The sequence below is a fragment of the Pseudomonas jinjuensis genome (assembly GCF_900103845.1).
Lineage (GTDB): Bacteria > Pseudomonadota > Gammaproteobacteria > Pseudomonadales > Pseudomonadaceae > Pseudomonas > Pseudomonas jinjuensis.
In genome coordinates, this window is the sequence record NZ_FNIJ01000004.1 from 405,086 (window position 1) to 416,566 (window position 11,481).

General features: G+C 63.8%; 11 protein-coding genes and 1 pseudogene. 10 read left to right on the forward strand and 2 right to left on the reverse strand.

Translation table 11 applies throughout. The features are described 5' to 3' along the window. Positions 1 to 9 precede the first annotated feature (9 nt). The 6 genes from BLR75_RS08200 (at position 10) to BLR75_RS08225 (ending at position 6,033) form a co-directional block, all read left to right on the forward strand. Positions 10 to 936, forward strand: a complete 927-nt coding sequence (locus BLR75_RS08200; RefSeq protein ID WP_084314452.1) for an acetaldehyde dehydrogenase (acetylating) — start codon at positions 10 to 12, stop codon at positions 934 to 936. Then, positions 933 to 1,952 carry a 4-hydroxy-2-oxovalerate aldolase gene (gene dmpG, locus BLR75_RS08205; RefSeq protein ID WP_084314453.1) on the forward strand — a complete coding sequence of 340 codons (1,020 nt, stop codon included), beginning with the start codon at positions 933 to 935 and terminating at the stop codon, positions 1,950 to 1,952. Before BLR75_RS08200 ends, dmpG begins: the two co-directional genes overlap by 4 nt. A gap of 399 nt (positions 1,953 to 2,351) precedes the next feature. Then, entirely contained in the window at positions 2,352 to 3,572 is a 1,221-nt protein-coding gene (locus BLR75_RS08210) for an acyl-CoA dehydrogenase family protein (protein ID WP_084314454.1), read from the forward strand. A 26-nt stretch (positions 3,573 to 3,598) separates the two neighbouring features. Then, positions 3,599 to 4,114, forward strand: a complete 516-nt coding sequence (locus tag BLR75_RS08215; protein WP_084314455.1) for a flavin reductase family protein — start codon at positions 3,599 to 3,601, stop codon at positions 4,112 to 4,114. A 42-nt stretch (positions 4,115 to 4,156) separates the two neighbouring features. Beyond that, on the forward strand, positions 4,157 to 5,086 hold the full coding sequence (locus tag BLR75_RS08220; RefSeq protein ID WP_084314456.1) for a VOC family protein: 930 nt from the start codon (positions 4,157 to 4,159) through the stop codon (positions 5,084 to 5,086). 80 nt (positions 5,087 to 5,166) lie between these two features. Then, positions 5,167 to 6,033, forward strand: a complete 867-nt coding sequence (locus BLR75_RS08225; protein ID WP_084314457.1) for a fumarylacetoacetate hydrolase family protein — start codon at positions 5,167 to 5,169, stop codon at positions 6,031 to 6,033. Between the two features lie 55 nt (positions 6,034 to 6,088). Here the strand turns inward: BLR75_RS08225 and BLR75_RS08230 are convergent, their stop codons facing one another. Then, complete coding sequence (locus tag BLR75_RS08230) at positions 6,089 to 6,778, reverse strand: TetR/AcrR family transcriptional regulator (RefSeq protein WP_245726116.1); 690 nt, start codon at positions 6,776 to 6,778, stop codon at positions 6,089 to 6,091. Positions 6,779 to 7,992: 1,214 nt separating this feature from the next. On the opposite strand from BLR75_RS08230, the gene BLR75_RS08235 reads away from it, so the two are divergent. From BLR75_RS08235 to BLR75_RS08250, 4 genes are all read left to right on the forward strand, one after another. Continuing rightward, the gene (locus BLR75_RS08235) at positions 7,993 to 8,505 is read left to right on the forward strand and encodes a hypothetical protein (RefSeq protein ID WP_084314459.1); all 513 of its coding nucleotides are present in this window, start codon (positions 7,993 to 7,995) and stop codon (positions 8,503 to 8,505) included. A 177-nt stretch (positions 8,506 to 8,682) separates the two neighbouring features. After that, positions 8,683 to 10,122 (forward strand): ATP-dependent nuclease, encoded by a 1,440-nt coding sequence (locus tag BLR75_RS08240; RefSeq protein ID WP_139207001.1) that lies wholly within the window; start codon positions 8,683 to 8,685, stop codon positions 10,120 to 10,122. 265 nt (positions 10,123 to 10,387) lie between these two features. Continuing rightward, complete coding sequence (locus tag BLR75_RS08245) at positions 10,388 to 10,702, forward strand: type II toxin-antitoxin system RelE/ParE family toxin (RefSeq protein ID WP_084314461.1); 315 nt, start codon at positions 10,388 to 10,390, stop codon at positions 10,700 to 10,702. Positions 10,703 to 10,704: 2 nt separating this feature from the next. After that, positions 10,705 to 11,010, forward strand: coding sequence for a helix-turn-helix domain-containing protein (locus tag BLR75_RS08250; RefSeq protein WP_084314462.1), 306 nt, complete (start codon positions 10,705 to 10,707; stop codon positions 11,008 to 11,010). A gap of 149 nt (positions 11,011 to 11,159) precedes the next feature. Here the strand turns inward: BLR75_RS08250 and BLR75_RS08255 are convergent. Beyond that, positions 11,160 to 11,481: pseudogene (locus BLR75_RS08255) on the reverse strand (IS4 family transposase); the annotation flags it as partial.

The following is an 11,481-nucleotide window of genomic DNA, read 5'->3' on the forward strand; positions in this document are numbered from 1 at the left end:
GATTCGACAATGCAAAAGATCAAGTGCGCGCTGATCGGGCCGGGCAACATCGGCACCGACCTGCTCTACAAACTCAAGCGCAGCGACCTGCTGGAGCCGGTCTGGATGGTCGGCATCGACGCCGCCTCCGAGGGCCTGGTGCGGGCCCGCGAGCTGGGCCTGAAGACCACCGCCGACGGCGTCGACGGGCTGCTGCCGCACGTCGCGGCGGACGACATCCGCATCGCCTTCGACGCCACCTCGGCCTACGTGCATGCCGAGAACAGCCGCAAGCTGAACGCCGCCGGGGTGCTGATGATCGACCTCACCCCGGCCGCCATCGGGCCCTTCTGCGTGCCGCCGGTCAACCTCGGCGAGCAGGTCGGGCGCGGCGCGATGAACGTCAACATGGTCACCTGCGGCGGCCAGGCGACCATCCCCATGGTCGCGGCGGTCTCGCGGGTGCAGCCGGTGCGCTACGCCGAGATCGTCGCCACGGTCGCCAGCAAGTCCGTCGGCCCGGGCACGCGCAAGAACATCGACGAGTTCACCCGCACCACCGCCGCCGCCATCGAGCAGGTCGGCGGCGCCCGGCAGGGCAAGGCGATCATCATCATCAACCCCGCCGAACCGCCGCTGATCATGCGCGACACCGTGCACTGCCTGACCGAAGGCGAACCCGACCAGGCCGCCATCGCCGCCTCGATCGAGGCGATGATCGGCGAGGTGCGGCAGTACGTGCCCGGCTACCGGCTGGTCAACGGCCCGGTGTTCGACGGCAACCGCGTCTCGATCTACCTGGAAGTCGCCGGGCTCGGCGACTACCTGCCCACCTACGCCGGCAACCTCGACATCATGACCGCCGCCGCCGCGCGCACCGCCGAGCTGTTCGCCGAGGCGATCCGCGCCGGCCGCCTCACCCCCGCCAGCATCCGCGAAGGGAGCCAGCCCGCATGAATCTTTCCGGAACAAGCATCCTGCTCCACGACATGACCCTGCGCGACGGCATGCATCCCAAGCGCCACCAGATGAGCCTCGAACAGATGCGCAGCATCGCCCGGGGCCTGGACGCGGCCGGCGTGCCGCTGATCGAGGTGACCCACGGCGACGGCCTGGGCGGCAGCTCGGTGAACTACGGCTTCCCGGCGCACAGCGACGAGGAATACCTGCAGGCGGTGGTGCCGCTGATGAAGCAGGCCAAGGTCTCGGCGCTGCTGCTGCCCGGCATCGGCACCGTCGACCACCTGCGCATGGCCCACGCCAACGGCGTGGGCTGCATCCGCGTCGCCACCCACTGCACCGAGGCGGACGTCTCCGAGCAGCACATCGGCATGGCCAGGAAGCTCGGCCTGGATACCGTCGGCTTCCTGATGATGGCGCACATGAACAGCCCCGAGGGCCTGGCGCAGCAGGCGCGCCTGATGGAGAGCTACGGCGCCAACTGCATCTACGTCACCGACTCGGCGGGCCATCTGCTGCCGGACACCGTGAAGGCGCGCATCGGCGCGGTGCGCGAAGCGCTGGACAGCGGCACCGAGGTCGGCTTCCACGGCCATCACAACCTGGCCATGGGCGTGGCCAACTCCATCGCCGCGATCGAGGCCGGCGCCACCCGCATCGACGCCGCCGCCGCCGGGCTGGGCGCCGGCGCCGGCAACACGCCGCTGGAAGTACTGGTGGCGGTGTGCTCGCTGATGGGCATCGAGACCGGCGTCGATGTGTTCCGCATCCAGGACGTCGCCGAGGACCTGGTGGTGCCGATCATGGACTTCCCGATCCGCATCGACCGCGATGCCCTGACGCTGGGCTATGCCGGGGTGTACGGCTCGTTCCTGCTGTTCGCCCGCCGCGCCGCGGAGAAATACGGCGTCCCGGCCCGCGAGATCCTCGTCGAGATGGGCCGCCGCGGCATGGTCGGTGGGCAGGAGGACATGATCGAGGACACCGCCCTTACCCTGGCGCGGGGGCGATAGGGATTCGCGGCGGCCCATCGGTGGATGACGCTGGCGCGTCATTCACCCTACGGAAACTCCGGCGCTGGGCGTTCCCTCACCCTCCGGGAGAGGGCTGGGGTGAGGGGACCGGTCGACAGCGGGCGATCCCTTGGCCCGTAGGGTGGATCACGCTCCACCGATCCACCATGGCCGCGCACGCGGCCCCGCAATGGAGGATGGAAAACCCCCCATCCACCCCACCCCTGACCCACCCTGCGGAATGGACTGACGGGACGGCCGCATATCGCCCGATTTTATTTTTTGAAAATATTTCAAATATGATGATAGTATCAAAACAAGCCTCCTCATCGGGCCCCACGCAGCCCTGGGGAGGTGCAGAAACGCCTTGAGAACAATCAACAAGACGAAGGTATTCCCATGAGCTCCATCGCCTACGCAGAAAAATCCATCAACGCCGACCGTTCCGCCGAGGGCCTGCTCGCCTACGCCCGTTCGCTGGTTCCCACGCTGAAAGCCCGCGCCAAGGAAACCGCCGCCCTCGGCCGCCTGCCTGACGAAACCGTCGCCGACCTCGAAGCCGGCGGCCTGCTGAGCATGACCACGCCGCGCAAGTACGGCGGCCAGCCGGTATCGGTGCGCGCCTACCTGGACATCGTCTCCGAACTCGGCCGTGGTGACGCCTCGGTCGCCTGGGTCGCCTCCCTCATCAACGTCAGCACCTGGTGTGCCGCGACCTTCTTCGGCGAGCAAGGGGCGGACGAGGTGTTCGGTTCGGGCCAGCCGGTCCGCTCCGCCGGCGTCCTCTCGCCGCGCAAGGCACAGGTGAAGAAGGTCGAAGGCGGCTACCTGATCGAGGACGGCCTGTGGGGCTTCAACTCCGGCGTCTACCACGCCAACTGGGACCTGCTGGGCATCCCGATCGTCGACGCCGAGGGCCGGGTGATCGACCAGGGCGCCGCCATGATTCCCACTGCGGAACTGCAGATCCTCAATGACTGGAACGTGATCGGCATCTCCGGCAGCGGCAGCTCCAGCGTCGCGGCGAAGAACGTCTTCGTCCCCGACTCGCGGGTCATCTCGGTCAGCCGCGCGATCCTCGGCGAGTACGAGTCCACCCACCTGGCCGACGAGCCGCTCTTCCGCACCGCGTGCATGCCGGTGCTGGCGATCATCCTGACCTTCCCGGCCCTCGGCCTCGGCAGCGCCGCGCTGGAAGCCTTCCTCGAAGGCCTGCCGCGCCGTGGCATCCAGTACTCCTGGTACACCAGGCAGGGCGAGGCGCCGATCACCCACCTGCAGGTCGGCGAAGCCTCGGCCAAACTGGACGCCGCGCGCGCCCTGCTGGAGAAGCACGCCGACGCCATCGATGCCAGCGCCGCTTCCGGCCAGTACATGGACTTCGTCGAGCGCGCCCGGGTGCGCCGTGACGTCGGCTTCGCCGAAAAGCTGATCTGGGAAGCCGTCGACCAACTGGCCACCGCCTCCGGCGGCTCGCTGGCCGCGGTGGGCAACCCGTTCACCCGCCTCTGGCAGGACGCCCGCGTCGCTTCGCTGCACGGCATCGTCACGCCGACCACCAACTTCGAGACCTTCGGCCGCATCCTCTGCGGCATGGAAGCGGGCACACCGTTCATCTGAGCCCCGAGTCCAGCCAGGAGAAGCCAATGGTTAAGCAGACAGCGGCACTCGATGCCAAACGCTTTCGCCGGGTGATGGGCAAGTTCGCCACCGGCGTGACGATCATCACCTACCGCCACGCGGGCGAACCGGCGGGCATGACGGCCAATGCCTTCATGTCCCTGTCGGTGGACCCGCCGATGGTCCTGATCTCGGTCCGGAAGGAATCGCGCTTCGCCAGCAGCGTCGCGCCCGGCGATGGCTTCGGCATCGCCTTCCTCAGGGAGGAGCACGAGGCGCTGAGCCGGCACTTCGGTGGCCGGCCGGACCCGGCGCGCAACGTCGAGTTCGGCTCCCACGAGGGAACGCCGGTGCTGCAGGGCGCGCTGGTGCAACTGGTGGTGCGCGCCAACGCCATCCATCCGGGTGGCGACCATCTGATCTACACGGCCGATGTCGAGGCCATCGAGGAATCGGATGGGCGCCCGCTGCTGTTCTTCTCCGGCGCCTACAAGCAGCTCCATGCGCTGGACCCCAGCCATTGCTGGAACGACTTCGGCTGAGCAACGCCTTCCCTTCATGACCTACAACGAGAGTGCACAAAAATGATCAGCGTGCGCGACATCGCTTACGTTCGCTACCAGGTCCCGGACCTGGAAGCCCAGGCCGCATTCCTACAGGACTTCGGCATGCGCCTGCACCGCAGGACCGAGACCGCGCTGTACATGGGCTCCCATGCCGGCGGCTATCCCCTGCACATTTCCCAACTCGGCCCGCGCGAAGCCCTGGGCGTCGGCTTCATGGTCGAGGAATTCGCCGACCTGCAACGCATCGCCGACGAGTTCGGCACCACGGTGCAGGACAATGCGGAACTCGGTGCCGGCTCCATCGTCACCATCGCCGACCCCGATGGCTTCCGCGTCGACCTGCTGCATGGCGGCGAAGTGGTCCAGGCGCAATCCACCCGTGCGGCGCTGCGCCTGAACAATGCGCAGCAGCACCCGCGCACCGGCCAGACCTCGCGGGTGCCGGCCGGCCCGTCGCATGTCATGCGCCTGGGCCACGTGGTGCTGAAGACCGTCGACTTCGACGCCATGATGAACTTCTACCAGGGCGCGCTGGGCCTGCGGATCTCCGACAGCTACTACGTCGAGACCCCGGACAACATGGTCGGCGCCTTCCTCCATTGCGGCCTCGGCGAGCGCTACACCGACCACCACACCGTCGCCCTGGTCCGCCTCGGCAACGAGCAGCGCGACTTCGACCACAGCGCCTTCGAAGTCCTCGACTGGGACGACCTGGTGCGCGGCAACCAGTACCTGAACGAGCGCGGCCACAAGCATTCCTGGGGCATCGGCCGGCACGTGCAGGGCAGCCAGGTGTTCGACTACTGGCGCGACCCGTTCGGCAACAAGATCGAGCACTGGACCGACGGCGACCTGGTCAACGACGCCACCCCGACCACCCACGAGCCGTTCGGGCCGGAAGCGCTGGCGCAATGGGCGCCGCCGGTGTCGCCCGACTTCCTGGAATGAACCACCACCCCGAAAGCCTTGCATGACCGCCCTGCCCCGGCCCATGGCCGGGGCGGCACCGCACAACAAGAGGAAGACACATGAAACTCGCACGCTACAGCCACAACGGCCGGACCTCCCTGGGCAAGGTCGAGGGCCAGTACCTGATCGACCTTTCCGAAGTGCTGCCGAGCGGCGCCCGCGACGTCGCCGACATCATCGCCTCGCCTGACGCGCTGCAGGCCGCCAGGACCCTGCAGGCCCACGCCGGCAACCGCCTGCCGCTGGCCGAGGTGTACCTCACCGCGCCGATCCTGCGTCCGTCCAAGTTCCTGGCGCTGGGCATGAACTACAAGGACCACGAGGAAGAAGCGCGCAAGGCCGGCGTACCGATCCCGGCCTCGCAGGTGTGGTTCAGCAAGCAGGTTTCCTGCATCAACGGCCCGTTCGACGACGTGCACTACCCGTCGGTCTGCGAGATGCTCGATTACGAAGCCGAGCTCGGCGTGGTGATCGGCAAGCCGGGACGCCACATCAGCGAGGAGCAGGCCCTGGAACACGTGGCCGGCTACTTCGTCGCCAACGACGTCAGCGCCCGTGACTGGCAGGGCAAGAGCCCGACCTGGACCCTCGGCAAGTCCTTCGACACCCATGGCCCGATCGGCCCGTGGATCGTCACCGCGGACGAGATCGCCGATCCGCAGGCGCTGAACATCCGCCTGCAGGTCAACGGCCAGACCCGCCAGCAATCCTCCACCGCGCGCATGACCTACAGCATCGCCCGGCAGATCGCCTACCTGAGCCAGGTCATGACCCTGCAGAGCGGCGACATCCTGATCACCGGCACCCCGGCCGGCATCGGCCTCGGCATGAACCCGCCGGGCCTGCTCGCCGTCGGTGACGTGGTACGCGTGGAGATCGACGGCATCGGCCATATCGAGAACCGCATCGTCGCCGAACCGCGCTGATCCGCCGTACTACCCCGCGCAGCCACAAGCCGCGCGGGGTTCCTTCCCTCCAGCCTCAGTCGCTGGAATCCGCGGTCAAAGGCCGGTGCGCCACCCGCCTGGCCTCCGCCGCGTCGACGCCCAGGCCGAGCAGGAAGAACTCCACCGCGCTCTCGATGGCGCCGGCGGGCCTCTCGCCTTCGAGAATCTGCCGCAGCAGGTAGAGGCAGCCGCCGAGAATGCAGTCGGCCGCCGCGTCCACGTCGGCCACGACGAACCGCCTCTGCTCCACCCCGACCTTGATATCCCGCACCAGCCGGCTGCCGAGGGTCGCTCCGAGGTCGTTGATGCTGTGCGCCGAATGGATGAAGAACCAGCCCCACACCGGGTCGCGCAGCGCGTGGTACAGCGTGCGGCGGGTATTGTTGCCGACCAGTTCGACGATGCCGGCGCTGCCCGGGGCTTCGTCGTCGAGCAGATCCGCCAGCGCCAGGGCGTCCTCGATGAACACCGCACGGGCGATCTCTTCCTTGCTGGCGAAGTAGTTGTAGAACGAGCCGAGGGACAGCTCGGCCTGGTCGGTGATCTCGTTGATCGCGGTGGCATCGATACCCTGCCGCCCCATCACCTCCCGCGCCGCGCGGATCAGCTTGCCGCGGGTCCGCGAACGCGCCTTGGCATTGCGCGTAGGCGCTGCAGACGATGCCGTTCCATTGGCGGCCACCTCCCTGCACGGCTCAGGGGATTCGGTCTTTCTTTTCGACATGCGCTGTCCTTCGATCACACCGGTTCGGTCGCCGACCTGGGCTTTTCTGCGAAGGCGTACTCTACAGCAGTAGTCCATGATCGAGAGCGTGTCGGCAGACTGCATGCCGATACGGCGGAAGCGGGACGAACTCCCGGTTGCCCCACTTTTCTGCACCAACTCCCGGCAGCGCAGCAAGCGGAAGCTGTCGACCGAACGGATACCACTGGCGCTACTCCATACCTGATGGCACTAGGCACACGATCAAGGCCAACAGGCGGCCGTGCCTGATCGCCGCCAATCCGCTGCCGGCAGGCCAGCCGGAACAGCAACGACCGAAACGGACGCCGCGGAACGGTGGATGAGACGACCGAGAAAGCCGCCGACGGAAAGCCGCGGAGATCGCGCACGGCTCGGACTGAGGTTTGGCGAACATGACGTAGCAGAGCCGGAGCGGTCACGCACTGCAACTGAGGCGGCAGCCAAGCGAAAAAGGGACCGGCAGGGACACCCACAGTGGTGATGACCGAGAAGTACATCCGTGCGCGGAAAGGCAAAGCCGTGGAGCCTACGCGGTAGGAATTGCGGAAAAATATCAGGATTGCGGAAAATCGTTAGTTAACGATCATTTCTGCAATCCGTTGATTTCAAATGGTGCCGAAGCCGGACTCGAAGATACAGCCTCAAAGCCCCGTAATTACAGAGAATGAGTGATCGCAACTCGATGCCGTATCCCTAATCGTATTCCTAAATCCGAGACTACCCCTGCCATCCGAGTGGTTTCGAGACTTTGAATGCCGAAAGCGTAGAGGGCGAATTTCGGTGCTGGCGGGATGGCCCGGGTCTGGGCCATTGGGGTATGACCGTCTGCCGTTTCGGGCAGAGGATGATGAAGGCATCTCCGTAAGGGAGTCAGGGCATGGTCATGACGACCATACCTGGCGCGGACGGGGTGCGGCGCAGGTTTTCCCGGTTCTCAATCGAGCTTGGCGCCGGGCAGGCGTGGCAATGAGTGCCACACCGTGCTGGAAACGCCACAGTGTGGCAGCGTCACCACAGTGGTGATGCAGGTTTCTCCGTTTCAAACCCGGAAACCCGGCATGGGGGCAAAGCGGGGTTTCCCGCTTTGAGGTCAAAGAATCGGGCATCAAAAGGATTCCCTACCTCCGGCTCCCTATAGCCTGACGCTTTCCTGAGATGGCAAAATGCCGCGAATTTCAGACAAGGAGGTCGCCATGCGCACCATTTCCCTCGCTCTACTTGCCCTCACCGCAGCAGTTGGCCTCAACGGCTGCACCATGCGTATTGCCGACCTGACCGTCGCCAGCAGCAAGAACGTCAATCTCAACTCTGGCGCCCTCACCGAGGGGCGCCGCGTCACCGGGTCAGATAGCGTCCCGGTCATTCTGTTCCCGCTAGGCTTCCCCAACATGGAAGAAGCGATTGACCGCGCCATCGAGAAGGACAAATGCGCGGTGGGCCTGTCAGACGTGGTGATTGGCCAGGAGGCATTCGCCTTCATCGTCGGCTACCAGGCGATCAACGTCGAAGGCAACCTGCTCATCGATGCGGCCAAGCCCGGCTGTGGAGGGCTCGCAACCCAGAACCATCGCCCGCAGTACAACCAGGCAGCACAAGCCTCCTCTCCTTCCTACAGCACTCAGCAGCAACAGCTCGAGCAACTGAGCCGTGAAAGCTTGAGCTACGAGGAATACCAGCGCCGGTATCGGGAGATTGTGGGGGAGTGACTGCTCTGTGGCCTTACCGTAGCCACGGAATTTTGTCTCTGTCAGCGTGCCTGGCGCACGCAGGCATGCATAAGGCAGCCCATTAAAAGCACCAAATCCACGCTATGGAGAATTGCCAGAGCGCCGGAAACATGCGATTAATTTCCCAACTGGGAAATTAGCACTGGTGAGGTGTTCGTGGGCCTGAGCAATGAAATGCGTCGCTTGCAAGCGAAATGGAACAGTGGCGGGGCGTGGCCAAAGCGCCTAGAGGGCATTGAAATCAATAATATACGCGGCTGGACTGGCCAGCGCCTTGATTTCAAATTCCCCATTGTAGCCATCGTTGGCGAAAATGGATGCGGAAAGAGCACCGTAATTCAAGCGGCTGCCAGCATCTACAAAGGCCGGAACAAGAAAGCCACCAGGTTTGCATCCGACTTTTTCCCGGCGACCGCATGGGATGACTATCGAAATGCCCAAATTCGGTATCACTTCAGGGAAGGCGAGTCGACCAAAACAGGACTGGTCCGGAAGCCTACAACTCGATGGCTAGGTAATGACGAGCGCCCAACCCGCGACGTCGAATATGTCGATTTGAGCCGTATTCAGCCCGTATCAGCCAGGGTTGGCTACTCGAAGATTGCAAAATCCAATCACGTCGAAACTTCGGCCACTGAATTCGAGGAACGCAGGGTAGAGCGTCTTTCCACCATCATGGGTAGAAAGTACAAGGCTGCAAGGATGGCGCTGAGCAACGTGGATGCGAAGCGCAGAATCCCTGTGCTTGAGGACGAAAACTATTCCTACTCAGGGTTCCACCAGGGGACTGGCGAAACCACGATGCTGGAGTTTCTCCAGGCAGACATCAATGAGTATGGGATGCTGATCATCGACGAGATTGAGACATCTCTTCATCCGCGTGCACAACGGCGCCTTATTCGAGCCCTAGCCGAAATCTGTCGCGAAAGGCAAGCGCAGATCATTCTGACCACCCATTCCCCGTACATTTTGGATGAACTTCCCATGGAGGCCAGGATGTATATCCTTGGCAGAGGGACATCTCGCCAAGTCGTGTCCGGTGTCAGCGCCAACTTTGCCATGACCAATATGGATGACGAATCGCACCCGGATTGCGAACTCTATGTTGAGGATGAGGCAGCAAAGGCAATGCTCATCGAAATCATATCCGCGCATGCACCGAGCCTATCTCGTCGATGCCGAATCATTCCGTTCGGAGCGGCAAATCTCGGCAGAGCACTTGGCGAAATGGCTGCAAACAAGAGATTCCCGCGGCCCACCTGCGTCTTTCTGGATGGCGATGTCTCAGAATCCAAAGGGTGTGTTTTGCTCCCGGGAGATGATGCGCCGGAGAGAGTCGTCTTTGAGTCCCTCAATGTCGTTAACTGGGGCGCACTGCATGAGAGGCTGGGCAGGGAGTATTCCAAGGTTGCGGACGCATGCAGTATGGCTATGACCTTGGACAACCACCATCAGTGGGTAGATTCCGCAGCGAGCCAGCTTCACATACCGGGCGCGTATTTATGGCAGGCGATGTGTTCTGTCTGGGCAAATGACACCCTAGACCCCCACCAAGCGCGAAATCTCATTCAGCACATCGAAGACCAGATGCTGTGATACGCCAAGCCCCGCCACCGAGCGGGGCTTTTCGTTTCCGCTCCTACAGTCACTCACCAGTAGCCGCGCGGCCCGCAGCCTTCCTGATGGCTGATTTCCCGCTGTTTCGCTCCTACCGCCTCAACCTGAACATCCACGCTGTCGGCTCGGCCGTCGAGGAGCTGGCTATTCGAGAGGCTGGCGGGTAGCTGTGCGGGGGATACATTGAACCTGGTGCCACCGTTCGCTATAGTTGCGCTACGCCAATGACGCACTGAAGCAACGAATGATCTTCATCGAAACGCCGGTCTTCACCCGGCAGATTCTTGCCCTGGTAGACGACGAAACCTACCGCAAGCTGCAGGAAGACCTAGCGCTCCATCCGGATGCGGGAGCAGTCATCGCAGGCACTGGCGGCGTGCGCAAGATACGCATCGCAGCCAAGGGACACGGGAAAAGAGGCGGCGCCCGGGTCATCTACTACCATTTCACATCCGCCTCACAAATTGCATTCCTGCTGGCCTATGACAAAGCCACGCAGGAAGACCTGACTGCTGAGCAGAAAAAGGTGCTTCGGCAGATCATCGAGAACTGGAGGTAGCCATGGACAAAGAACTCTTCGCTGAACTGGTTGAAAGCGTGACCCAGATGGATGAGATCGTGCGTGGCGAACGACAACCCTCCCGCGAATTCCACGTGGACGCAGTGAAGGTTCGCGAAATCCGCCGCGCTACAGGTCTTTCCCAGGCGAAGTTCGCCGAGAAGATCGATGTCGCGGTCGGCACCCTGCGCAACTGGGAACAGGGACGTCGTGATCCCGAAGGGCCTGCGCGCGCCCTGCTCCGAGCGATCAACAATGATCCTGTCCATGTTCTCGCCGCGCTGAATGGCGGAGCACGAGAGAACTGACCCATCATCCATCCCCGAACCCGGCCTGGCGCCGGGTTTTCTTTTTCTGCCCTGCCTTGCGCGCCGCAGTTAGCCGGCGCTGAACTCGGCGCAGAGCCGCCCAGCCCCGTCTGACACCCACCCTGAGCCCGCCTTGAGCGTAATGCTGTTCACTTAAGCGGAGCGGCCTTGCGGTTCACCGGGTAGCGAGTCTTTGAGATCTTCACCGTCCTTGGCCTGGTAGGCCTTGGACGGCGATCCAGAAACAGCCCGCCGATCCCGGCCCGCAACTCTGTCAATCGCCTTCCGGTAGCAGAAATCGGATTGGCCGCTGCCATCACGATCAGTTGAACGGCGATGTAGTGGGCTACCGGCTTGAAGCGTATCTCGGATGCTGAGCGGCCGAAGGCCACCGCTGCCTGACTCGCCTCACGGCGAATGACGTTGTAGCTCAGCAGCAACCCCCAGACTTCCTGATAGATAAGCTCGACC